Annotated in this window: 25 protein-coding genes; 8 read left to right on the plus strand and 17 right to left on the minus strand. The window is 68.6% G+C overall.

The window, feature by feature from the left end:
* Window positions 1-124: 124 nt before the first annotated feature.
* Together FQ137_RS04885 and FQ137_RS04890 are read right to left on the minus strand one after the other, a co-directional pair.
* Window positions 125-943, minus strand: coding sequence for a hypothetical protein (locus tag FQ137_RS04885; RefSeq protein WP_149291392.1), 819 nt, complete (start codon window positions 941-943; stop codon window positions 125-127).
* A 63-nt stretch (window positions 944-1006) separates the two neighbouring features.
* A complete protein-coding gene (locus FQ137_RS04890) occupies window positions 1007-1597 on the minus strand; it encodes a TetR family transcriptional regulator (RefSeq protein WP_149291393.1) in 591 nt (196 codons plus the stop codon).
* Between the two features lie 94 nt (window positions 1598-1691).
* Here FQ137_RS04890 and FQ137_RS04895 point away from each other — a divergent pair, with 94 nt between their 5' ends.
* Window positions 1692-2240 carry a DUF2020 domain-containing protein gene (locus tag FQ137_RS04895; RefSeq protein ID WP_149291394.1) on the plus strand — a complete coding sequence of 183 codons (549 nt, stop codon included), beginning with the start codon at window positions 1692-1694 and terminating at the stop codon, window positions 2238-2240.
* A gap of 48 nt (window positions 2241-2288) precedes the next feature.
* On the opposite strand, the gene FQ137_RS04900 is transcribed toward FQ137_RS04895, so the two are convergent.
* The 5 genes from FQ137_RS04900 to FQ137_RS04920 form a co-directional block, all read right to left on the minus strand.
* Complete coding sequence (locus FQ137_RS04900; RefSeq protein ID WP_149291395.1) at window positions 2289-2891, minus strand: TetR/AcrR family transcriptional regulator; 603 nt, start codon at window positions 2889-2891, stop codon at window positions 2289-2291.
* A gap of 56 nt (window positions 2892-2947) precedes the next feature.
* Window positions 2948-3214: an antitoxin gene (locus FQ137_RS04905; protein ID WP_149291396.1), complete on the minus strand. Its 267-nt coding sequence runs from the start codon at window positions 3212-3214 to the stop codon at window positions 2948-2950.
* A gap of 91 nt (window positions 3215-3305) precedes the next feature.
* Complete coding sequence (locus FQ137_RS04910; RefSeq protein ID WP_149291397.1) at window positions 3306-3584, minus strand: GlsB/YeaQ/YmgE family stress response membrane protein; 279 nt, start codon at window positions 3582-3584, stop codon at window positions 3306-3308.
* Between the two features lie 161 nt (window positions 3585-3745).
* On the minus strand, window positions 3746-4036 hold the full coding sequence (locus FQ137_RS04915) for a GNAT family N-acetyltransferase (RefSeq protein ID WP_149291398.1): 291 nt from the start codon (window positions 4034-4036) through the stop codon (window positions 3746-3748).
* The gene (locus FQ137_RS04920) at window positions 4033-4929 is read right to left on the minus strand and encodes a universal stress protein (RefSeq protein WP_149291399.1); all 897 of its coding nucleotides are present in this window, start codon (window positions 4927-4929) and stop codon (window positions 4033-4035) included. Before FQ137_RS04920 ends, FQ137_RS04915 begins: the two co-directional genes overlap by 4 nt.
* Before the next feature lie 258 nt (window positions 4930-5187).
* Here FQ137_RS04920 and FQ137_RS04925 point away from each other — a divergent pair, with 258 nt between their 5' ends.
* From FQ137_RS04925 to FQ137_RS04935, 3 genes are all read left to right on the plus strand, one after another.
* Window positions 5188-6132 carry a pseudouridine synthase gene (locus FQ137_RS04925; RefSeq protein WP_149291400.1) on the plus strand — a complete coding sequence of 315 codons (945 nt, stop codon included), beginning with the start codon at window positions 5188-5190 and terminating at the stop codon, window positions 6130-6132.
* Window positions 6133-6211: 79 nt separating this feature from the next.
* Complete coding sequence (locus FQ137_RS04930) at window positions 6212-6982, plus strand: ABC transporter ATP-binding protein (RefSeq protein ID WP_149291401.1); 771 nt, start codon at window positions 6212-6214, stop codon at window positions 6980-6982.
* The gene (locus FQ137_RS04935; protein WP_255583642.1) at window positions 6982-9546 is read left to right on the plus strand and encodes an FtsX-like permease family protein; all 2565 of its coding nucleotides are present in this window, start codon (window positions 6982-6984) and stop codon (window positions 9544-9546) included. The genes FQ137_RS04930 and FQ137_RS04935 overlap by 1 nt, the downstream gene beginning before the upstream one ends.
* On the opposite strand, the gene FQ137_RS04940 is transcribed toward FQ137_RS04935, so the two are convergent.
* Window positions 9543-10142: a TetR/AcrR family transcriptional regulator gene (locus FQ137_RS04940; protein ID WP_149291402.1), complete on the minus strand. Its 600-nt coding sequence runs from the start codon at window positions 10140-10142 to the stop codon at window positions 9543-9545. The genes FQ137_RS04935 and FQ137_RS04940 overlap by 4 nt on opposite strands.
* 195 nt (window positions 10143-10337) lie before the next feature.
* Window positions 10338-11573: an acyl-CoA desaturase gene (locus FQ137_RS04945; RefSeq protein ID WP_149291403.1), complete on the minus strand. Its 1236-nt coding sequence runs from the start codon at window positions 11571-11573 to the stop codon at window positions 10338-10340.
* Between the two features lie 301 nt (window positions 11574-11874).
* Between FQ137_RS04945 and FQ137_RS15525 the strand changes: the two genes are divergently transcribed.
* Complete coding sequence (locus FQ137_RS15525) at window positions 11875-12003, plus strand: hypothetical protein (protein ID WP_255583643.1); 129 nt, start codon at window positions 11875-11877, stop codon at window positions 12001-12003.
* Between the two features lie 98 nt (window positions 12004-12101).
* Here FQ137_RS15525 and FQ137_RS04950 read toward each other — a convergent pair whose 3' ends face one another.
* Window positions 12102-12962: a mycofactocin-coupled SDR family oxidoreductase gene (locus FQ137_RS04950; protein ID WP_149291404.1), complete on the minus strand. Its 861-nt coding sequence runs from the start codon at window positions 12960-12962 to the stop codon at window positions 12102-12104.
* 99 nt (window positions 12963-13061) lie between these two features.
* Here FQ137_RS04950 and FQ137_RS04955 point away from each other — a divergent pair, with 99 nt between their 5' ends.
* A complete protein-coding gene (locus tag FQ137_RS04955; RefSeq protein ID WP_149291405.1) occupies window positions 13062-14498 on the plus strand; it encodes an NYN domain-containing protein in 1437 nt (478 codons plus the stop codon).
* 16 nt (window positions 14499-14514) lie between these two features.
* Here the strand turns inward: FQ137_RS04955 and FQ137_RS04960 are convergent, their stop codons facing one another.
* The 7 genes from FQ137_RS04960 to FQ137_RS15670 form a co-directional block, all read right to left on the minus strand.
* Window positions 14515-16050 carry an HNH endonuclease signature motif containing protein gene (locus tag FQ137_RS04960; RefSeq protein ID WP_149291406.1) on the minus strand — a complete coding sequence of 512 codons (1536 nt, stop codon included), beginning with the start codon at window positions 16048-16050 and terminating at the stop codon, window positions 14515-14517.
* A 169-nt stretch (window positions 16051-16219) separates the two neighbouring features.
* A complete protein-coding gene (locus FQ137_RS04965) occupies window positions 16220-16714 on the minus strand; it encodes an SRPBCC domain-containing protein (RefSeq protein WP_149291407.1) in 495 nt (164 codons plus the stop codon).
* Between the two features lie 29 nt (window positions 16715-16743).
* Window positions 16744-17958: an alpha/beta hydrolase family protein gene (locus FQ137_RS04970; RefSeq protein WP_188064777.1), complete on the minus strand. Its 1215-nt coding sequence runs from the start codon at window positions 17956-17958 to the stop codon at window positions 16744-16746.
* A gap of 37 nt (window positions 17959-17995) precedes the next feature.
* Complete coding sequence (locus FQ137_RS04975; RefSeq protein ID WP_149291409.1) at window positions 17996-18871, minus strand: PspA/IM30 family protein; 876 nt, start codon at window positions 18869-18871, stop codon at window positions 17996-17998.
* Between the two features lie 71 nt (window positions 18872-18942).
* Window positions 18943-20394: a hypothetical protein gene (locus FQ137_RS04980; RefSeq protein ID WP_149291410.1), complete on the minus strand. Its 1452-nt coding sequence runs from the start codon at window positions 20392-20394 to the stop codon at window positions 18943-18945.
* A 588-nt stretch (window positions 20395-20982) separates the two neighbouring features.
* Window positions 20983-21240: a pentapeptide repeat-containing protein gene (locus tag FQ137_RS15665; RefSeq protein ID WP_149292657.1), complete on the minus strand. Its 258-nt coding sequence runs from the start codon at window positions 21238-21240 to the stop codon at window positions 20983-20985.
* A gap of 51 nt (window positions 21241-21291) precedes the next feature.
* A complete protein-coding gene (locus FQ137_RS15670) occupies window positions 21292-21993 on the minus strand; it encodes a pentapeptide repeat-containing protein (RefSeq protein WP_149292658.1) in 702 nt (233 codons plus the stop codon).
* A gap of 122 nt (window positions 21994-22115) precedes the next feature.
* Here FQ137_RS15670 and FQ137_RS04995 point away from each other — a divergent pair, with 122 nt between their 5' ends.
* Window positions 22116-22613 carry an NUDIX domain-containing protein gene (locus FQ137_RS04995; protein ID WP_149291411.1) on the plus strand — a complete coding sequence of 166 codons (498 nt, stop codon included), beginning with the start codon at window positions 22116-22118 and terminating at the stop codon, window positions 22611-22613.
* 32 nt (window positions 22614-22645) lie between these two features.
* A complete protein-coding gene (locus tag FQ137_RS05000; RefSeq protein ID WP_149291412.1) occupies window positions 22646-23296 on the plus strand; it encodes a hypothetical protein in 651 nt (216 codons plus the stop codon).
* The last annotated feature ends 7 nt before the right edge of the window (window positions 23297-23303 follow it).

The raw sequence follows: 23303 nt of genomic DNA on the forward strand, positions 1-23303 counted from the left end.
TGAAGGGCGGCGTGGAGGCCGGATCGCGGGATGTGCGATCTGCCGGATTGAGGAACGGCGTCGGATGCTGAGGGGCTCCGGCGCCGTTCCCGTCATTTCTTACCCGTGATTTCTTCCGCGTGTTCTAGGCGAGGATCTCGTCCGCCACCCGGTGCAGCCCGGCCAGTGCGGAGTCCTCGGCCTCGGGTGATCGGGGGGTCTCGGGTCTGAGCAGGGTGATGTGCCACAATTCCTTGCCGGACACCAGGATCGTGTGCACCTCGACGCCGCCTCCGGTGGGTGCGGCCACACAGTCGATGTACAGCGCATCGGGCTCGGGGTCGACGACCGCGGGCGCCTCGGGAGCTCCGGGGGCCGACCGCCCTGTCTTTCCCGCGCCCGTCCCACGGATCGCCGAGCATGCGTACCGGTCGCCCAGCAACGTGGACTGACCGGCGAGCGCGGCCTCCGCGCCGCCGCGCGGCACCACGACCCCGGCAGCGAAGGTGTCCGGGACGAGGTCCGGATCGAGCGCCGGCGCAGGAGTTGTGTCACTCGGCGTCTCTTCTGGCGTGGTCGTGGCGGCCGAGTCGGCGGCGGCACTCTCCAGTCCGGCCTCGTACCTCTCGGGCGATCCCGGGCCACCGTAGGTGCACAGCAGGCCTAGGTCGCCGGAGCCGGTCGGTTCGACATCCGGCATGTCGGCGCCGGTGAGGTCGATGATCTCGTCGGTTGTCAGGCCCAGCAGTTCGCAGGCGTTGAGCCGCTCCTCCGGCGCGGACCGGCCCTCGACCATCTTGGCCGCGACCTCGGGCTGGGGGACCGGGCTCAGCCTCGGCGGACCCGAATCGGCGGGGTCGGAGCCGATGACTGTGCACCCAGCCACGGTCAGCGCAGTTGCGACGGCGACGAACCCGGGGGCGAGACGACGCCCGTGGGCCGGGCCGGAGCGCTGCGTTCGCATGGCCCGATCCTACGGGGCGGGCCGGTGGCCAGGTTCCTGGGCACGGGTGCCCCGGCAGCGGCGTCAGGCCCCGTCGGCCGGTTCGGACACCGAGGCCCGGATCGCGTCGAACGACTCCTTGATGCGGTACTCCAGCAATGAACCGGGTTCGTCGGTGCGCCACCGCTCCACGGCGACCCGCAGGATCGCGATGGAGGCTGCCGCAACCGTGGCGGCCTCCACGGAATCGGGTGCCCGGCCCTCACGGCGGGCCACCAGGTACGCGAGTTCCTTCTCGGTCATCGCGAGGATTTCGTGGACCTGGACCCGGACGCCCTGCTCCAGGCGCCACATGTCGTGAAAGCGGTCGAAGGAGGGGCTTTGTCGACGCGCAGTGGAGACCTGGTGCCACATGAGCCGCGCCAGGGCGGTCATCGTCGAGACACTGCGGTCGGTGAGGAACTCCTCCACGGCGTCGCGCCCGGCCGGGGGCGTGTCCGGGATGCAGGCGGCGGCCTTGGACGGGAAATAGTTGAAGAACGTCCGCCTCGACACGCTGGCAGCCTTGGCGATCTCGTCGACCGTCACCGCGTCGAGTCCGCGCTCGATGACCAGGTCGACGGCGGCTGCGGAGATGGCCTTGCGCAGGTCCCGTCGGCGGTAGCCCGCGCCCATCGCCCACCTCCCGGGGACCACACCGTGTCCGGCTCTCGTCTACGTCGTCACTGCTGCCAACATTACCGACCGGTCCGGCATCTATCCTGGCCGCATGCGTAGATCCGTCTCCCCAGTTCTCGCCACGGTGTCCGCGGTCCTGGTCGGTGCGCTCGCCGGTTGCGGCGGAGCCTCCGAGCCCGCGGCGGAGATGGGCACCATCAGAACCGCCCCGCCCGAGGCCACAGAGCCCGAACTGCCGCGGGTCGATCCGGTAGCGGATGCCGAGTGCCCGTATCTGTCCGCCGAGGAAGTGTCGCGACTGAACGGTGTGCCCGCCACCGACGTGCGGATCGACGACGGCGTGGACCCTGCGGCCTGCTTCTTCTACGACGCCGAGGGGGCCGTGCAGCTCACGACCACCGTGTATTCGGTCGCCTCCGCGGAGCGAGCGGCGGAGTTGGTGGAGGAGTCGGCGCCCGCGGGTGAGTCCGATCCCTCGGAAGCGGAGGGCGGCTGGAGTGGCGGCCGCACTGGAGGCCCGGGCGGTTCCCTACTGGTGCTGGCCCGCGGCGCGCAGGTGTTGGCTGTGCAGTCCACGCAGGAGGATTCGGTCACCGTTCAGCAGATTGCCGAGCTCGTCGGGCCCCGGGTCGCGGACTGACCGGCCCGCCACGGGCGGTGCCTTCCGTGGTGCTGTCCGTGGAGGGGCTCACGTCGGGTCGGTGATCATCCCCAGGATGAGCTCGGCCATGCTGCGGGCGGTCATCGCTGTGGTCCGGACCTCGCCGAGCATCGCGGCCGTGACCGAGCCGTCGTGGAGGAGCGCCAGCCGGTCGGCCAGGTCGGAGATGTTCTCTGGGTCCTGCAAGCCCATCCCGGCGAGCTCGGAGTGCAGCGTCTCGGCGACCCACTGCCGTTGATCGGCCACGGCGGCGCGGATGGCGCGTTCGCCGTCTGTCGTCGGGCTGGGGAATTCGATCGCCGCCGCCAGGTGGCACGAACCGGGCATTGCAGGCTCGACCTGCTCGCGGACGATGTCGAAGAGTGCGAGGATGCGCCCCCGTGAGTCCGGGGCGAGGTCTGCGCGGCGGCGCCACAGTTCGCGGTCCCGCTGGCCCACCGAGCGCAGATAGGCCACGACGAGTTCGTCCTTGGAGCCGTAGGTGTTGTAAAGGCTGGCCTTGGCCACCCCGGCCTCCCGCAGAATCCGGTCGATGCCCACCGCCCGGATCCCGTCGGAGGAGAACAGACGGGTCGCCGTCGCCAGAAGCCGCTCCCGCGGCCCGGGCTTGGTCGACCGTGTGCTCGTCACGTGTGACAGCCTATCGGCAGTGACCGTCGACACGACGGTGGCCGGGGTGCGCCACGTCAGGCCGGTGGCCGGCCCTCGGTGGACGGACCATCGTGCGGGGTGGTGGCCGGGCCGGGGGTGCCGCCCGGGGCATCAGGCGCGCCGGGCGCGTCCGCGGTGCGGCCGGTGAGGAACTCGCCGGCCTTCTGCTGGGCGGTGTCTGTGTGCTTGGCGTGCTTACCGCCGGTGTGCTTGTCGAACGCGTCGCCAACCTTGTCCAGAGCCGACTCCACCTTGTCCGGATTCTTGCGTGCGAGGTCCTTGGCCTTGTCGAACAGTCCCATCGGGTGCTCCATTCAATCGTGGTTCTTTACGCGGCCGGCCCGGCCCCCGCATGGGGACCGGGCCGGCCAGTGAGTACGGGTAGGGGGTAGGTCAGACCCTGGTGCGTCCGCGCCCACGCACGGCAGAGACGATGAAGATGAGCAGGCACGCGCCGATGATGGCCGCGACGAAGCCCCAGATGGAGAAGGCCTCCGGCATGCCACCGCCTCCGGTGATCAGCGAGACGATGAGGCCCACGACGAAGGCGCCGATGATACCTGACAGGATATTGGCGACCGCGCCCATCTGCGCGTTCTTGCCCATGATCATAGAGGCGATCCAGCCAGCCAGGCCACCAACGATGATCCAGGAGATGATGCTCCACAGCATTGTGGTTGTCCTTTCCCGAGAGTGATACTCGGCCCGGGACGGGCCGCTCTCTCAGGTAAACACGATGGCGACACGAATATTCCCGTTGGCCCGCGGCGCGCCGTCAACCGTCGCCCACTCGTTACCGGCCCGTGACTATCCGGATGTTGGTAGGGGCTCGATCAGGCGACCTCGGCGGAGCCGGGGTGTTTGTCGATGTATCCCGCGACGAACGAGCACGACGGGCGAACGCGCAGGCCCTCGTCCTTCGTCACCTGTAGTGCCTCGCCGACCAGTTTCCCGGCGAGTCCTCGCCCGCCGAACTCGGAGGCGACCACTGTGTGGGGGAACTCCCGAACACCATCGGTGCCGTCGGAGTAATCGGTGTAGCCCGCCACGACCTCGTCCACGAGGATCTCGAAACGCCCGGCCGCGGCATCGCGCCGGACCCGAACGTTCTCCGAAGCGCTCATGAGTGCGATTCCGGACGGACGACCATCACCGGGCACGGCGCCGCCTGCAGGAGTGCGCGGGAGGTGGAACCGAGGACCATGCCCACGAATCCGCCCCGCCCGTGGGAACCAACGACGACGAGCTGGGCGTTCTCCGACTGCTCGACCAGTGCCCTGACCGCGCGGTCGCGGGTCACGACTCTCTGCACCTCGACATCGGGGTAGCGGGCGGAGAACCCCGCCAACCGTTCCGACAGCGTCTGGAGCTGCTGCTGCTCGAGCTGTTTCCAGTCCTCATCGGTGAGGGAGATCCCCGCTGCCGCAGCCTGGACCTGCGGATCCATCCAGGTGTGTACGGCGATGAGGGGGGTGGCGCGGGCGGAGGCCTCGGCGAACGCCCATTCGGTGGCCTTGGCGCTGATCTCCGACCCGTCGATGCCCACCACTACCGGACCGGTCCGTGCAGGGTCGTCCGTGTCCTCGCGGGTCACCACGACTGGGCAGAACGCGTGACTGGCGACCGAGGCCGAGACCGAACCGAGCACCATGCCCTTGATGCCACCCAGACCGCGGGAGCCCAGGACGATGAGTTTGGCCTTGCGGGAGTAGTCGATGAGTACCTGCGCGGGGTTGCCCTCCACGATCGCGTGCGACACCTCGATGCCAGGCGCGACCTTGGCCGCAGTCTCCCTGGCCTTCTCGATGATGGGATGACACTCGCGCTCGAGCTCGTCGTAGACGGACTGAGGCGGGATCATCCCCTCGGCGAACATCGCGGCCGGCATCGTGTAACTGGTCACGAGCAGTAGCGGGATGCGCCGGGCGGAGGCGGTGGTGGCGGCGTACACCACCGCGCCGAGGGCAGCAGCGGAGCCATCTACACCGACGACGACAGTGTTCTCTAAAGAAGCCATGGCTCCGACCCTACCGCCGGGGTGTGACACAGGTCGGCGGTTTTAGAGCTGGTCCGGAAAGGGCGCGTTGGGCGGGTACGCCAGGTTGAAGCTGCCCTGGAACGCCGGGAGGATGGCGCGGCCGGGCCCGAAGAGGAAGAAGTCGACGACTGCGTCGATCATGAGTGCTCCCGAGTTCTCGAAATGATTGTCCCCCAGAGTGGCGAGAGGGACAGATGAGGCGGGAGTGAGTGTAGCTCAGCGACTAGGCTCGTGGACATGTCCAGTTCCAGACGTCGCGGGCGGCCACTGCCACTGCGGGACGGGGTCGACCCGGTCCGGATCCGGCTGGCCGACCCCGGGCAGGGGCCCCGCAGCATCGTCGAGGAGCTGCGCCGACGGTTCCCCGACCGGCTCACGGAACTCTCCGCGGCCCTCGAGGCCGGGCAGGTCGTCACCGCCGACGGGGCGCCGGTGACCCCAGCGACCCGGCGGCACCGGGGCATGGACGTGTGGATGTACCGGACGCCCGAGCCCGAGATCCCTGTCCCGTTCGAGATCGAGGTCCTGCACTGCGACGACCGCCTCGTCGTCGTCGACAAGCCCCACTTCCTCGCCACCACCCCCCGCGCGGGCCACGTCACCGAGACCGCGCTCGTCCGGCTCCGGCGCGACCTCGCGCTGGACGACCTGGCGCCCGCCCACCGCCTCGACCGGCTCACCGCCGGGGTCCTGGTGTTCACCGTCGACCCCTCACACCGCGGCGCCTACCAGGAACTCTTCGCCGCCCGCCGGGTCACCAAGACCTACCTGGCGGTCGCCGCCGCCCCCGACGGGACCCCCGACGTCCAGGAGCGTTCCAGCCGCATCGTCAAGACCCGCGGCACCCTCCAGGCGGCCGAGGTCGACGGCGAGCCCGACGCCCACACCCGGATCACACTCCTGGACACCCGCGGTACCGGGGCTTCGCGGATCGGGCTCTACCGGCTCGAACCCACCACCGGCCGCACCCACCAACTGCGCGTGCACATGAACGCACTCGGAACCCCGATCCTCGACGACGACCTCTACCCCCGCGTGCTCGACGTGACCCCCGGCGACTACTCGGCCCCCCTGCAGTTGCTGGCCTCGTCGATCGCCTTCACCGACCCCGTTTCCGGCGAGGAACGCCGCTTCACGACCCGGCGGACCCTCGACGCCTGGCCCGGTGCGAACGATCTGTGAACATCCGGGCAATCCCCTATCGGCATCCGCTCCGAATTCCTGCAAGCTTTAGGTTGACCACCATGATCCGAGGGAGCACATGACCACCCAGGCCGAGACCCACCAGCACGCCGGCGCGCCGGACTCCGCAGCCGCCGTCGCCACCGACCTCGTCATGACTTACGGGGAGGGTGAGACCGAGGTCCGCGCCCTCGACCACGTCAGCGCGACCTTCGAACGCGGGCGGTTCACCGCGATCATGGGCCCCTCCGGCTCGGGCAAGTCGACACTCATGCACTGCATGGCCGGCCTGGACCGGCCGACCTCCGGCTCGGTGCGCATCGGCGACACCGAGATCGTGGGGCTGGCGGACAAAGAACTCACCGCCCTGCGGCGCGACCGGATCGGCTTCGTGTTCCAGTCCTTCAATCTCGTCCCGACCCTGACGGCCGAGGAGAACATCACCCTGCCCCAGGACATCGCCGGTCACCCCATCGACCGCGCGTGGTTCGACGAGGTCATCGGCAGGCTGGGGATCGGTGACAGGCTCTCGCACCGCCCGTCCGAGCTGTCCGGCGGGCAACAGCAGCGCGTCGCGTGCGCCCGCGCGCTGGTCGGTCGACCCGACATCCTGTTCGGAGATGAGCCCACCGGCAACCTCGACTCCACCTCGTCCGCCGAGGTGCTGTCCATCCTGCGCAGCGCCGCGGACGACTTCGGGCAGACCGTGGTCATCGTCACCCATGACCCGCGCGCCGCCACCTACGCCGATCGCGTGCTGCTGCTCGCCGACGGCCGGGTCGTCCGCGAGCTCGAGCGCCCCACAGCCGACGAGATCCTGTCCGCCATGGGCGCCCTCGAGGAGCGATGATGGCGCCCAGGCACGCCTCCGCCCCTCGCCACACGCGGCCGATGCTGCGGGTCTCTTTGCGCAACATCGCCGCGAACAAGCTCCGCCTAGTGCTGTCGGTACTGGCCGTGGTGCTGGGCACCGCGTTCGTCACCGGCTCGCTCGTGTTCACCTCCACCCTGAAAAGCACGTTCGACGGGCTGCTCAACCAGGACACCGAGGACCTCGCCGCGATGATCGAACCCGAGGACCCGCGCGGGGCCGGGGTGCCGTTCGGGGTGGCCGAACAAGTACTTGCGCTGCCGGGCGTCGAGGCGGCCACTCCGGGCATCTCCGGCACCGTGGTGTTGTTCAACGCAGACGGCACGCCGTACCAGTCCGGCGGGGCCCCGTCGGAGGGCCTGGCCTGGGTCGATCCCGAGCGCTCGGTCGGCAACAGCGACTGGATCACCGACGGTCGCGCCCCTGTCGCCGACAACGAGGTCGTCCTGCCCGAAACCGTGCTCGCCAAGTCCGGACTGTCCATCGGAGGCACCGCCGAGGTCTACACCCCCGGGCAGGGCATGCTCGAGGTCACCGTCGTCGGCGCCTACTCCAGTGAGACCGACGTCGGTGGATACGTGGGCGTCGCGTTCTCCTCCGACCGCGCCCGGGCCCTGTTCACCGACGGCGAGAACGCCTCCAAGATCTCCGTTCGCGCCGCACCGGGCGTGAGCCAGGAAGAGGTTCGCGACGCTATCGCGGCCGAATTTCCCCAGTACAGCGTCAGCACCGGCGACGAGGTCAAGGAACGGCTATCCGGGCAGTTGTCGACCGTCCTCGACTTCGTCAACTACTTCTTCGTCGCGTTCGGCCTGATCGCCCTGCTGGTCGGCACGTTCATCATCTACAACACCTTCTCCATGCTCGTCGCCCAGCGGCTGCGGGAACTCGCACTGCTGCGAGCGATCGGGGCGTCCCGCGGGCAGCTCACCCGCTCGGTGATGGCCGAGGCCGCCGTCACCGGGCTCGTCGGCTCCGCCATCGGCGTGGTGGCGGGCTTCGGCCTGGCCCAGCTGATCTTCGTGGTGCTCGACGCATTCGACCTGGGCATCCCGTCCGGGGCCCTCGCGCTCACGCCGATGTCGATCATCACCCCGCTCGTGCTGGGCTTCGTCGTCACCGTCTTCTCCGCCTGGGCGCCCGCCCGGCGCGCCGGACGTGTCGCCCCGGTCCAGGGCATGCGCGTCGGCTCGGTGTCCACCGAGGCCGGTGGCGGCTGGCGCACCTCGGTCGGGCTCTTCGCCGTGGTGAGCGGCCTCATGCTGGCGCTGATCGGCACGTGGCAAGACACCACCCGGGACGGCGCGATCACCGTCGGAGTTGGCGCTGCCGCGCTGATCATCGGCAGTTTCCTGGTGATGCCCGCGCTGGCCAAACCCATCGCCGGCGGCATCGGAAGGGTGATCGGCGCACCGTTCGGTGCGGTAGGCAAACTCGCCGCCACCAATGCCGGGCGCAACACCCGCCGGACTGCCGCGACCGCCTTCGCACTGACACTCGGACTGACCCTGGTGGCGGCGTTCGGCACCCTCGGTGCCACCACCAAGGAGAGCATCAGCGGCGTCATAAACCAGGACATTAACGCCGACGTCGTGGTCCAGGGCGTTGCCTCCCAGGGGCCGCCTACCCCGCTGCCCGGCGGAATCGAGAAGCAGATCGCGGGCCTCGATGAGGTCGGAAACGTGGCCTGGCTGGCGTTCGCGTTCGGCCAGCTCGCCGGGGAACCACAGGCAGTGACCGCCGCGGGCGGCCCCGTCGACGAGATGATCGACGCCACCGTGATCGACGGCTCGATCGACCCGGGTCCCGACTCGCTCGTCGTATCCCGGACGGTAGCCAGAGACCGCGGCTGGTCGATGGGCGCGGCCGTCCCGCTCATCGGACCCGACGGCAGCGAGAGCACCCTGCGGGTCACCGGGGTCTATGAGGACTCCCAGGTCCTCGGGCCGTTCTTTACCGGGATGGACGTCTACGAGCGCCTGGTGCCGGAGAACCTCCGGTCGACCTTCACGGTGCTCGTCTCGGCGGCCGATGGAGTCAGCCAGGATGAGGTCCTCGCGGCGGTGACCGACGACCTCGTCGGAATCCCCATCGCCACGGTGCAGAGCAAGCAGCAGTACATCGACACCCAGACCGGCGGCATCGACCAGTTGCTGACGATCATCTACGCGCTGCTCGGGTTGGCCCTCGTGATCGCGGTACTTGGCATCGTCAACACCCTCGCCCTGTCGGTGATCGAACGTCGTACCGAGATTGGCATGCTCCGCGCGGTGGGTATGCAACGCTCGCAGGTCCGCCGCACGATCAACCTCGAGTCCACGCAGATCGCCGTGTTCGGCGCGTTGGTCGGCGCAGCCGTGGGCGTCTACCTGGGCTGGGCGTTTGTCACGGTGCTCGCCGACAGCGGTCTGACCGAGACGACGATCCCATGGGGCAGCATCGGTGTGGTGCTGGCGTCGTCGGCCGTCGTCGGGGTGCTCGCGTCGCTGTGGCCCGCGCACCGGGCCGCCAAGACCGGCCCGCTCGAGGCGATCTCGGACTAGCGGCGCCGGCCGAAGAGGTTGCGGGGTCCGCGGTGTTCGTGTCGGGCGAGCACCGCTCCCAGCATGTCGGCGTCGTGCTTCTCGTCAATTTCGGTGTCGGCGAGGCGGCCGACCGTGCGTTCCCACAGCAGGCCCTCGTACACGGTCAACAGGTCGACAGCGGCGGTCGCCGGGTCCCGTAGCCCGGCGGCGTCGAGCGCGCCGACGAGGTCGCTCGGGTCGAGCAGGGCGGCGACGAGGTCTGTGGTGTCCGCTTTGCCGGCGAGTTCGACGATCAACGCCGACCTGGCGGCCAGCTCGCCGCGGTAGTCGGCCAGCAGCCCGTCGACCATGCGCGTGAGCATCGCCAGCACGTCGTCGGCGTCGGAGGACGCCAGTTCCTGGATTCCCGAGACCTCGACGAACCCCCGCAGCAGCGACGTGAGTCGATCGACGGTGAGTGCCAGGAGCTGCGCGCGGGTACGGCAGTAGTAGGAGGTGGAGCCCGAGGGCAGGCCAGCCTCCGAATCCACGGCGCGGTGGGTTAGCGCGCGGACACCGTCCCTCGCCACGACCTCGATCGCGGAATCGGCGATGAGCATGCGCCGGTCCTCCATGTGGGCTCCCGTCGTCGTTTTCCACCAGGCATTCGGCTCGACCGCTGTAGTGCCGGGAGGTCGACGGGTCCCGCCGACTCGAGCGTCAGCCTATCGCCGTACGGGATCGTGGGCGACGGAATCACGGACGCCCCGGCACCGTTGTCCGGTGCCGGGGCGTCGTGGCGTCCGTGGCGTCGATTCGGAGGCCGTTGGTCAGGCGGCGACCTTCCGGGCCCGCCGGTTGGCACGATGGTGCTTGAGCGCGGTCTTCAGGCCCGCCCGCTGGCCGTTGGTGGCCGGCAGGGGCTTGGGCAGGTCGGCGAACATCTGCTCGGAGTGGGTCTCCGGCGCATCGTCAGCGGTGTCGCGGAGCATGTGGTTGGGCAGGGACAGCTTGGCAATGGTGCGCCAGGTCTTGAGGTACTGCACAGGCAGCGGGCCGGCGACGTAGGGAAGATCGTACTTGCGGCACACCTCACGCACGCGGATCGACGCCTCTGCCAGACGATTGCTCGCCATGTCTGGGTAGATGTGGTGCTCGATCTGGTACGAGAGGTTTCCCGACATGAAGTCGATGACCGGTCCCCCAGTGATGTTGGCCGAGCCCAGCATCTGCCGCAGATACCACTCGGCTTTCGTCTCCTCCTCCACGGCCTTCTTGGTGAACTTCTCCGCGCCGTCGGGGAAGTGGCCGCAGAAGATCACTGCGTTCGTCCACACGTTGCGGATCCCGTTCGCGACGAGATTCGCCTTGGCAGTGGATTTCCACCCTGGGCCTGACAGGGCCGGGTAGAGGACGTAGTCCTTGAGTAGCTGGCGCGACGCCTTCTTGGCGAACTTCGCGATCTTGCGCTTGGTCTCGGGGCGGTCGTCGCGACCCTTGGCCATCTTGCCCAGCTCGAGGTGCTGGATGCCGACGCCCCACTGGAACATCAGCGCAAGAATCGTGTTGTAGGCGACGTTTCCGTAGAAGAACGGCGACCAGCGCTGGTCACGCGTCACCCGCAGGAGGCCGTACCCCACGTCGTCGTCCATGCCGACGATGTTCGTGTACTTGTGATGGATGTAATTGTGGGTCTGCTTCCAGTGCTCGGCCGTCCCGACGATGTCCCACTCCCACGTGGTGGAGTGGATCTCCGGATCGTTCATCCAGTCCCACTGGCCGTGCATGATGTTGTGGCCGAGCTCCATGTTCTCGATGATCTTGGACACGCCCAGCGCGCCGGCTCCGAGTGCCCAGGCTGTGCGGTTTCGCGAGCCCACGAGCAGTAGTCCACGGGACGCGATCTCGAGTCCGCGCTGGAAGCGGATTGTGTTGTGGATATAGGCGGCGTCTCGCTCGCCGAGTGAGCCGATGATGTCCTGGCGGATCTGCTCGAGCTCTGTGCCGAGAGCCTCGATGTCGTCCTCGGTGAGGTGTGCGAATTCCGGGATGTCCGTGATTGCCATAAAGCTACGGTACCGTAACTTACGGTCGCGTAGGTAGATTCGGTTGCGTGGGTCACATATTTGATGTCGGATTGATCGGTGGCCCGATGCGCTCGACGGGCGCGGCCGGGACCGTTCGCGGGGGGCCGGGGTGGTTCTGGCGTGCGCCGGAAGGCGACGGTGTCGTGCTAGATATCACGGTTGTGTAACGTCGAGCGGGTTCGTGACGACATAGTGGTCGTCTTGAGGGAACAAGACTGAATGACAGACACAGCGGTACGACTCAGTACGCAGTAGCAAGACATACGAGGGGACACACACAATGAGCAACGCCAACGACATTTTTCTTCGGGCGATCCAGCCCGTCGTCGACATTTTCTGGTCGCTGGTGTGGAGCGCCACCGGCTCGACCCTCAGTGTGCCGCGTCCGAACAAGCCCGAGGCTCTCTGATTCGAGACGCCGGGCCACCGCCCGGCCCGCACCGCACCGGCCCGCTCCTCGTCTGAGGAGCGGGCCGGTGTCGTCTGGGTTCGGCTATACCGTCCGGCTCAGCGTCCGAACTTCTCGCTGCCGCCAAGGTCGATGGGGATGGACGCCCCGGTGATCCCGGCACCGGCGTCACTGCACAGGTAGACGGCCATGGATGCGATGGCAGACGGCTCGACCCACGGCTGGGGCATCTGCGTCATGCTGCTGAACGTCTCCGCCGTGTCCTCCAGCGTGGTCCCCTCGCCGCCGGTCATCATCGCGATCATCGATGGATTGTCGATCATCGGCGTGCGTACGTTGCCGGGGTGGATCGAGTTGCACCGGACGTTCGAGAAGCCCAGCTCCCCGGCTAGTGCCTTGGCGAGTCCGCGTACGCCCCACTTGGATGTGCCGTAGCTGGCGGTGAACGAGCCGCCACGTAGGCCGACCATCGAGCTGACGAGTACCACCGACCCGCCGCGTCCTGTCGACAGGATGTGGGGGATCGCGACGGTCGTCGTCACCCAGGTGCCCTTGAGGTTGATGTCGAGCGTGGTATCCCATTCCTCTTCGCTGCGCTCCCACGACGGGGCGGGCTGCGGCGAGACGCCGGCGTTGGCGATGACGAAGTCGAGGCCGCCCAGCTCGGCGACCGCCGCGTCGACGGCGTCCCGCATCCCGGGGAGGTCGCGGACGTCCACCTCGCCGGTGATGCAGCGGCGGCCGAGCGCACGCACGGCCTCGGCGGTGGCCTCGAGGTCCTCTGGATCTGCCATCGGATACGGGACGGTGTCGATGTCCCGGCACAGGTCCAGGGCGATTACGTCGCAGCCGGCTGCGGCGAACGCCTCGCAGTGGGCTCGGCCCTGGCCGCGCGCGGCGCCGGTGACCAGCACGACCCTTCCGCTGAGATCGGCGTGGGTGGGGGCGGGGTGCGACATCGGTGCTCCTGACGGTGTTCGGCGGCGGGCCCTGCGGGGCCGCTCGCCCTGCGGCATGCTGGAAGTCAACGTAAACAAACAGAACAGGTAGTGATCATCATGCTTGAACGGACTCTGGTCCTCGTGGATACGTCGTATCTACTGGCTAGTTTTTACAATTCTTGGGAGGAGGGTGCGCGCGGCCAGCTAGAGATATCGCTTGCCACGGTTGTGCACCGTTTAGACCATGTAGCTCACGGTCTGGTGGACCAGCCGGTCCAGCGCCAGAACTGGTACGACGGCATCCCGGATTCTGGTCCCCACCGTTATCAGCGCACTCTTCGCGTTATCGAAGGCGTGCAGCTGCGCGCCGGCCAGTTGATCGAGTGGGGCGAGCGCCGGACCCAGAAGGCCGTCGACACGCTCCTCGTGGCGGACATGATCCAGGCCGCCTACAAGGGGCATTGTTCGGACATGGTCCTGGTGACCGGGGATGCGGACATGATCCCCGGGGTGCGGGTCGCCGTGGACGCCGGTGTCCGCATGCACCTCGTGGGCTTCGGGTGGGATTCGATTTCCTCGGCGCTACGTCACGCCTGCGACACCACGACCGTGCTCGATCCCCGCACTGATTTCCATGACGCGATGCAGATCAGGGTTCTGGAGGGACCCATTCCCCCGAAGGTCCGCACCCCGACGGTGCCCCCGGTCAACCCCGGGGAGGACGCAAACGAGACGGAACCCGAGGAAGCGGTGGGCATGGCCGACGTGGTGCTACGTTCAGACCGCGCCTCGGCTGCATCTGTTGCTGACGAAACCCGCCTCACCGCCGCCGAGGAGGAGCGTGTCGCCGACGCGGAGGAACTGGCCGCGGACGAGCAGGAGTGTGCCGCACGGGTCGAGTCCGAGCAGCACACATCGGATGCGGCGGAACCCGCGACCACGGCGGATCCCGTGGCCCCCGCGGATCCCGCGGCCACTGCGGACGAATCGCTTCGCACTACGGACCGCGCGGGGGCGCCAACACCCACACCGGCACCCACACCGGCACCCAAGCAGGCATCGGCGCCGTCGCCTGCTCAGTTGGCCAAGCAGGCTGGGCACGACGAGCAGGCCGGTGGGAGCGAGAAGGGTGGCGAGGCCGAACGCGCGCTTCAGCCTGGCTCGGTGCCCGAGGCCCCCGCGTCCTCGGACACGGGGGCTCAGACTGATAATTCGTCCCGGCCGAACCCGTCGATGATGGCTCCTCATCGTCGCCCGCTGCGGTCGAAGTTCGTGCCGCTGCCCAACGAGGTCTGGACCTCCTCCGGCGAGCAGACGCCCTTTGACGTGGGTCAGCAGTACGCCGCGTGGTGGTACGAGCGGGCCGCTACCGATGAGCAGCGGGACCAGGCGCACCTTCTGTCGGGCGGCGTGCTGCCCCCTGTGATTGACCGCCCACTACTGCAGTTCGCCTGTCAGATGCTCAACGAGTTCACACTGACAGAAGCTCAGCGAGTGCGCCTGCGCGACGGATTCCACGAGGGGATCAGGGCGGTCCTACTCAAGCAACGCTGACTCGGCTCCGTTCCCGTCAGAACGGCGGCGGGTCGGGGTCGGGGTTGGTGGCGGGTGGTGGTGTGGCGTTGGCTTTGCGTTCGGCGGCGAGGCGTTGGGCTCGGCGGTGCCAGTGGGTGCTGTGTGGATGGGGGTTGAGCCAGGGGCGTCGTGGGGGCGGGATGTTGGGGTCGGTGTCTGGGGAGCTGGTGGTGTGGTGACGCCAGCGGGCCAGGGGGCCGTCGGGGTTGGTGGTGATGGTGTGGCCGGTGTCGGTGGTGACGGTCAGGGTGGCGTCAGGGTTGAGGTGGTAGCGCCAGCCGTGGAAGGTTTTGAAGCGGTGGTGTTGCCGGCATAGGCACATGAGGTTGCCCTCGGTGGTGAGGCCGCCGGCGGTGGGGTTGGTGTGGTCGAATGGGCGGACGTGGTCGATGTCGCAGGCCTCGGCGGGGACGGAGCATCCGGGGTGGCGGCAGGTGCCGTCGCGCAGGCGGATGCGGTGGGCCAGTGCGGCGCTGGGGCGGTAGCGAGGGGCGCCGTGGGGGGTGTCGGCGGTACCGGGGTGGGTGTCGGGGACGGTGACGGTGGCGCCGATGCTGCGGGAGAGTAGTTCGATGAGGGCGTCGATGGTGGCCGGGCCGCCGCGGGGGAGGTAGACCTCGGGTTCGCCGTCGGGGCCCAGGGGTGCGAGCACGGTGATAGTGGGCCGGATCTGGGTGGCCAGTGGGCTGCGGCTCGCGCCCGGTCCTGGGGTGGGGTCGAGGAAGGCGGCGACGAGGGCGTCGGCGCGGAGTTCGTCCATGCTGCGGATGTATTCGGTATCAAGACTTTCGGCGCCGTGTTGGCGGGTGGTCTCGAGGCGGGTCTGGGTGTCGTGTCGCTGTTGCTTGGTGGCGGCCTTGTGCAGGATGGCGTGGATGGTGGTGGCTTCGGCGGCGGTGAGGTGGGCGTGGAGGTCGGCCATGCCGTCGAGGCCTCGGCGTAGGCGTATGCGACGCTCGCGCACGGCGGCGGCCCGGCGCAGGCGCACTCCTGCAGGGTCGTGGGCGGCGATGATGCGGTCGGTCCTGGACAGGATCGCCTCGCGTCCGGGGCGGATGCCAGCGGCGATGGCGGCTAGGAGCCAGTCGAGGACGTCGCGTTGGACATCGTCGCGGTGCAGGCTGTCCACGGTGCGCATGCGGCGGGCGAGCAGGATGGCGGTGTCCTCGTCGAGTCGGCCGGTTTCCATGGCCTCGACAAGAGCGCCGAATCTAGTGACCAGGGTGATGGCCTGGGTGAGCAGGCTGCGGGCCCGGGTGCGGTGGACTCCGTAGACGGCGACGATCTGGTCGCTGGCGATGTCGAGGGGGTCGATCACGGCGTGTTCGGGGCGCTGGTGAAGGCCCGGACCGTAGCCGGCGGCGATGTCGCGTAGCTCCTGTGCGTCGCGGCACGTGGCCCACAGCTGGTGGCAGGCCCGCAGCCGCGCCGCGGCGGCCCGGTTCTGGGTGTACAGCGCCTCCAGGGCGACGGCGCTGGCGGCCGCGATGCTGGCACTGTCGCCGCTGGGCTCGGTGTGCTCGGTGTCCATGTACCGTCCCCTCCCGCCTGCGGGCCCGGCTCCCGCCACCGCCGCTCGCTCATGTGTTCGATAGAGTAAACGCTAGCAAGACGGTCCGACACAGTCGCTCTACCTGCGGAAATGTTCCCGAAATCCGTGGCTGTCGACAGGGGTGGTAGGAGAGACGGAGCTGACCGATTCAGCCACCCAGCAGCGCCCGGTAGTGGCCGGCCAGCGCGGGGTGGTAGTCGGGGGAGAAACGGAGAGCGCCCGGATCCCGGCCCGCCTCGGCCTCGACCAATCGGTCCATGTAAAAGTCCCAACCTGGACCGATGTCGGACGCGGACTGGGCGTCCGCGATGTCCTGTTCCAGGGAGACGGTGGCCTCGTTGTCGTCGCCCTCGATCCGCACGGTGACCACCCAGCCGCCCGAACCGATCCTGACGACGACGAGGCTCGGCGCCTCGCACCGCAGCACCTCCACCGACTCGGCGGGCGCGCCCTCTTCGGCTGACATCGTCATCTCGATGCTGCCCGACTCGGGGTCGCCGGACCACGAGCCGATCCACCGCACCGTGCGGGCCGGATCGGTGATGGCCGACCACGCCGCCTCGCGGGACATGGGCAGTCGCCGGGAGAACACCACGGCACCCGAAGGGGCGAGGTATCCGGAGGCCGTGGGTGTGGAGGTCATGGCATCTCCTCAAGTCGAGGACGCAGCGGTCAGCGCAGCGCTGGCATCAGGGTATCGCGCATCGGTGCGATGAACCGACCGAAATTATCCCAGTTGTGTATGCCGGTGGGCAGGTAGTCGACTCGGGCGTCGATGCCGAGCTCGTCGAGCCGCTGGTCCATTTCCACGGTGCACGCGTGGGTCGCGATCTCGAGCCCCGTGCCCTGGGTGAACCGCAGCAGATCGTGGCCGTTGCGGTCCCATTCGGTGGCGTCTGGCTGGCCGGTGGCGGTGGCGAAGTAGAGGGCCTTGTCGCGCAGCTTCTCGGCGTGGAGCAGCCCATCGTTGTCCCGGTAGGCGGGGTCGGTGCGCGGACCCCACATGTTGGCGATGTTGCCGCCGCGCGTCTCGGCGACGATCTTGGCGAGGACGAACCCGAGGTCGTCGCGCGCGGAGTAGCAGCCGGCGATCGCGCCCACGGCCTCGTACAGATCGGGGCGCAGTTCGGCGATCGTCACGGCGCTGGCGGCGCCCATCGACAGACCGGCCATGCCGCGTTTGCCGTTGAACGGGATGTCGCCGGCCTCCAGCAGCGGCGGGAGCTCCTCGGTGAGGAAGGTCTGCCACTTGTTGCGGCTCAGGACTGGGTCATCGCGCTGCCAGTCGGCGTGCAGGGAGCCGTCTGCGCGGGTCGGCATGACCAGGGTGACGTGCTCGCCGGCGAAGGTGTTCTGGACGTTGCCGGGCAGGAGCCACCCGCTCGGGGAAGGGGAGTCCACGCCGTCGAGGAGGTACAGCATCGGTGCAGGCGCGTCGGTGGCCGGGCGCCAGATCTCCACGGGCAGTACACGGTTCATCGACTTCGACGCCACCCACCAGCGCTCGAAGCGGGAGTCGCCGCCGGCCACCAGGCGGTCGCCAACATCCACGCGCCGCACCTCGCTGACAGCGACGGGCTCGGACTCCATGCCGATCGGCGGGGTGGCGGCGGTGTTCTGCGAGCCGGTCCCCAGTGGCGGGAGGGTGCCCGAGCCGGTCAGCGACTCCGTGCCGGTGGATCCGGTGGAACCGATCGTCGCCGCGCCCGCGGCCGCGCTCGACGGGTCGACGCTGCCGCCGATCGACTCCATCGCCGACCCGACGTCCGGGGTGGACCCGGCGGGGAGAGACTGCGCCAGGGCCGGCGCCGCGGCTACACCGACCAACACCGATGCGAGCGCGGGGGTCAGAAGTGAGAGGGCAACTTGCGAGCGGAGTCTGGGCACCGGCATACGATAAACCGATCGGCTCGATGACGGGGTATTACTCCCGGGTGTCGCGGGGCAGGGTGGGGCCGGAGGGGTCTTCGGGTCTCGGCTGGCCGGTCGCCTCGTCCGGGTTCCGGGGCGGCTGCGGGTCTGTTTGGCCGTCTCCCTCGGTGAGTTGGCGGTCGGTGCCCGCGTCGGAGCCGGAGGTCAGGCCCATGGACGCGCGGATCTGCTCGAGCTTGCTCTTGCCCTCGGACTCGCGGGTCAACGCGGCGGCGTCGAGCTGGGCGGTCGACGGGCCACCCATCGCCTCGGCGAGCTCCTGTTTGCCGAGGGCGGTGGTGTAGCGGCCCTCGATCTTGGCGCGGATCTCTTCGAAGGTCGGGGAGTTGCCACCGCCGGCGCCCTGCAGTGAGGTCATGGACTCGGTGGTCCGGTGTTGCATCTCGGCCTGGGTGGCCTGCAGGAGCAGCTGGTCCTCCTGCGCCAAGGTTTCGCGCAGCCGGCGCTCGGATTCGGAGACCGCCTGCTTGGCCTGCTCGGCGGCCTGCACCGCCTGGCCGTGCAGTTGTTTGGTGTGGTCGAGGTCCTGCTCCAGTGCCACGAGTCGCCCGGCGAGCTGCTCGGCTTGCGCGTCAAGCTGTTGGGCTCGGGCGGTGTCGCCCTCGGTGCGGGCCTTCTCGGACGCCTGCAGGGTCTGGCGGATCTGTCCCTGCACCTCGTCGAGTTGCCGGGCCTTGGTCCCCATGGCGATCTCGAGCTGCTTGGCGTTGCCGATCACGGCGGCCGCCTGTTCGGCGACCGCCTTGTGCTGCTCCCGGGCGCCCGCCATCGCCTGGTGGACGAGGATCTTGGGATCCGCGTTGTCGTCGACCTTCTTGTCCAGTGAGGCCTTGAAGTAGTTCCAGCCCTTGGCGAAGGGGTTCGGCATGGCGGCGTCCTTAGGTCTCTCGGTGTCGGCTAGGCGCGGGGCGGCGTTCGTCGACGTCCGTGCGGGTGTTCCTACCTCTTGACGGTACCGATCAGCGCGGCTACCGGTAGAGCGGTCCGCGGTAGATACGGCTGGCGCCACAGTCCGCCGGACGCCGCTCCGGATGACTCGTGCTGCCACTGGACGTCGACCTGGGGCCGGCCCACGTTGAGGTCGTGGACCATTAGCGCGGCGAGCAGGGCGGCCGAGGTGTCGGGGTGGAAGATCTCGATGCCGAAGGCGTAGGCGCCCTTGTAGGTGCTGGCGAGGATCTTGTTCTTGGTCACCGAGTGGGTGTCGGTGGCTGGGGCGACGTTGACTGAGACGGTGTGGCCGTCGGCGAACGCGGTGGTGGCGCGCCAGCGCTGGACGCGCTTGGCGAGGGTGTAGTTGGGACCCTGCTGGGGGACGAGGGCGTCGTGCACTGCCGGGCCGTTGCCGGCGGGGTAGTTGCGGTGGAAAACCTTGCCGCGGGTCAGCGCGCCGACGAGTCGCTTGATGTCGGTGACCTTGCGGGAGGCCAGCGCGGCGTCGGCGGCCTTACGGACGTCCTCGGGGACGACGAAGGTGTCCATCGGGGTGGCGAGGTAGGCGAGCGCGGCGGCGGTGTTGTCGCGCAGGAGGTCGACGACGAGGGCGTCTGCTGCAGAGGAGAGCTGGACGTGGGTTCCGCCGTCGGCGTAGAAGTAGCTGCCGACAGTGAGTGGGGCCGGGGCCGCGGATCTGGCCCACGCCGCGAGCTCGGGAAGCTGCGTCAACAGGTCGATTCCAGGTTGGCTATCGGGCGCGGTGGGAATGTGTAAGCGGCCTGCGAATGTCGAGGTCGCTGCCCGGAAGCGCTGCCAAGCGGGGCTCGAGGGTAGGTCGACGCCCATCACATCTGCGCCCCACTTGAGGAGGCGGCGGGCGGGTCCCATCTCCGAGCCTAGGCCCAGGACGAGCATGGCGTGGCCGGGCAGGGAAAGCCATTGGGGATTGTCTTGCACGAGCTTGAGGGCCTCGGCGCAGCTCGGTTCGATCACGCCGGCCGCGACCCACTTGTCCAAGCGGGCCCGGAGGAGTTCTCCGGTCAGTTCTTCGCCGCGGAAGGGGATGGACAGTTCTCGGACGGGGGTCGCGGTGCCCTGGATCGTCTCGGTGCCCGGGGTTGAACGGGGTTCGACGACGGCGAGGTAATCCGACATCGGGGTTTCCACGGGTTGGCCGTCTACTTCGTGCACGCCCACCATGCGGGACTGCAGCGACTCGAGTGCGGCCCGCGCGACGCCGTCCCAGGCGGTTGGGTCGGATACCCCGACGTTGACCAGTTCGGTGAACGGCTCGATGTAACCCTTGCGCCAGTCTTTGATGCGATGGACGCGTTCGGCGGCTGCCGGGTCGACGGTGGCGAGTGCGTCCGCGACGACCTGCTTGGCTAGTTGGCCGGTCGAGCGGTTCCCGGAGGAATCGGTGGGGAAGAGGACTCCGGTGGTGCTCGGTGCCATGACGCTCCTGATAGTCGGGGACAACAATACGAGGTTAGCCTCAAGTTTTTCTCGCGGGGCAACTCCGTGTCGGATCCGCGCTGCCGATCTGCTAATTGAACAAAAAAGTGAGCAAGCTCACGATGAGGATTTTAGGAAAGCTAACTAAGGTGATGTTTATCTGCGGGTTTCTGCATAAGCCGAGGTGGGGGCTGCGGGGTGATGCAGGGAAGCGGTGAGCGAGCCTGCCTGCGCGTAGGCCAATGCGACTCGTGAGGAGTGTGGGCTGTGTCATTGAAGAGTTTCCTGTAACAAACCTGGGAATCTGCCCGATACAGTGACGACACGATCCAATGGTTAGTGGTCAACGCCACAAGCCGGGCCGGCGGCCAGGGGGAGAGACCGAGTCGCCGGGTCGTCAACATCAACAGGAAGGCAATTCCTATGAAGAACTCGAAGCGGATGCTCGCCGTCATCGCGGCCTCCGGACTCGCGCTCGGCTCCATGCCGGGTGTCGCCAGCGCGCAGAGTGAGGTTCTCGGCCTGAATCTCAACGTAGCCGACATCATTGGCGTTGACCTCGGCGTGGCGCTCGGCTCGCTGGATGAATCAGGCGCCCCAGCCGGTTCGCTCGAAGGTGTCAGTGGCGGTGGTTCCAGTGAGGGCGGCTCGTCTGAGGGCGGTTCCTCCGAGAGTGGTTCCAGTGAGGGTGGCTCGTCTGAGGGTGGCTCCAGTGAGGGTGGCTCGTCTGAGGGCGGTTCCTCTGAGGGTGGCTCGTCTGAGGGCGGTTCCTCTGAGGGTGGTTCCAGTGAGGGCGGTTCGTCTGAGGGTGGCTCGTCTGAGGGCGGTTCGTCCGAGGACGACGATACTTTCGGTTCACTGACCGGCATTTTTGAGGGTGGCTCGTCTGAGGATGGCTCATCCAATGAGGACAGCCCGCTTGGTTCGCTGACCGACCTCTTCGAGGGCGGCTCGTCTGAGGGTGGCTCCAGCGAGGGTGGCTCGTCTGAGGGCGGTTCCTCTGAGGGTGGCTCCAGTGAGGGCGGTTCGTCTGAGGGTGGCTCCAGTGAGGGTGGCTCCAGTGAGGGCGGTTCCTCCGAGGGTGGCTCGTCTGAGGGCGGTTCCTCCGAGGGTGGCTCGTCTGAGGGTGGCTCCAGTGAGGGCGGTTCGTCGGAGGAGGACGATACTTTCGGTTCGCTGACCGGCATTTTTGAGGGTGGCTCGTCTGAGGGTGGCTCGTCCAATGAGGACAGCCCGCTTGGTTCGCTGACCGACCTCTTCGAGGGTGGCTCCAGTGAGGGTGGCTCGTCTGAGGGCGGCTCGTCCAACACCGGTTCTGACTCGGCCTCTTCGGATCTCGGTTCGGGCGACCTGATCCTCGGTTCGGGAGACATCATCGTTCCCGGTTCCACCGGCTCCGACGCCGGCACCGTCCTGGCTGTCGGCTCGCTCGCCGCTGCCAGCATCGGCATCGGCCTTGCCGTCTCCGGTGGCGTCAACCTCCCGCCGCTCCCCGAGATCAACCTGGGAATTGTCTGCAACCTCCCGCCGGAGGGCATTGACTTCCTGAAGAGCAACGGCTCCATGGAGCAGGATGAGTGCGAGCCCGAGGAGCAGCAGAACTGAGGTTCTGCCCCTTCCACGCTGACTGAGTCAGCGACCGGATAGCACTTCTGCGATCCCCCGTCGACCACACGGTCGGCGGGGGATCCGCCATTTCGGCCACGGATACGCTCTCGGACATGGCCACCCCCGACTTCGTCATCGAACTCCGCAAGCACATCGGGACTGCTCCGCTGTGGCTCGCCGGAGCGACCGCAGTAATCCGGGCCCCCGAGAGAGCCCGCGTCCTCCTGGTCCGCCGCGCAGACAATGGCTGGTGGACACCAGTCACCGGCATCGTCGACCCCGGCGAACACCCCGCTGACACCGCAGTCCGCGAAGCGCTCGAGGAGGCAGCAGTGAGTATCCGCGTCGACCGTGTCGCCTCCATCGGCGTCTCCCGCATGGTCACCTACTCCAACGGCGACCAGGCGCAGTACATCGACCACACCTTTGCCTGCACCTACCTGGACGGGGACCCCCACCCCGCCGACGGCGAGAACACCGACGTCCGCTGGTTCGACGCGGACAACCTCCCCGACATGCGGCCCCACATGCTCGCCCGGATCGAGGCCGGCCTGGCCGACGAGGAACGCGCCCGCATCGCCACCACCACCGAGGGCACGGTCGCCGGATAGGTCCTGTCCGAGGACCCATCTAGAATCGAGTCATGTCCGCTGACCGTCTTCGCGCCGAGGTCCCGCCCGCGGTGACCGCGGTCGTGGGAATCGTGGTGGCGCTGGTCAGCGGAGTGTTCGGCATCAGCGCCCACGGACTTGCCGCCGGCGCACTCGCCGGCCCACCCACCTCGGGCGAAATACTCATGGTGGCGGCCGCGAGCGCCGGCATCGGAGCTGTCACAGCAGCTCATGCCCGCCGCCGGACACCGGTCCTCACCGCCGCGGGCGGGCTGCTCGCCGGTCAGGGCCTCGTCCACCTCGTGCTCGCCTCCGGGCACACGCACGGCGCGGCGGGCCACGCGGCCGGTAATGTCGCCGGGGCGCTCGGCCACCACAGCGCCGACCCGGCAGCGGTCCGGGCCGCCATGGATGGAGTCGGCCTCGGCCCGGGCGCCTCCGCAGGGACACTGTTCACCCCGGCGATGCTCGGAGCCCACATGGCCGCGATCGCCGCCACGCTCGTGCTCGTGGCGATCATCTCCGGGGCACTGTCCTGGCTGGCGGCCCGGGTCCTGCCCATGCCGGCGGTGGCGCACCTCGTCGTCGTCGCACGGCTCCTGGCCTCCTACGACGCCGACGCCCCCCGCGGACGGTACCTCCTGGCCCGCGGGGGAACCCGCGCGCCGCCCGTGGCTGTGTAACCACCTC

The sequence above is a fragment of the Dietzia sp. ANT_WB102 genome, from assembly GCF_008369165.1.
GTDB lineage: Bacteria > Actinomycetota > Actinomycetes > Mycobacteriales > Mycobacteriaceae > Dietzia.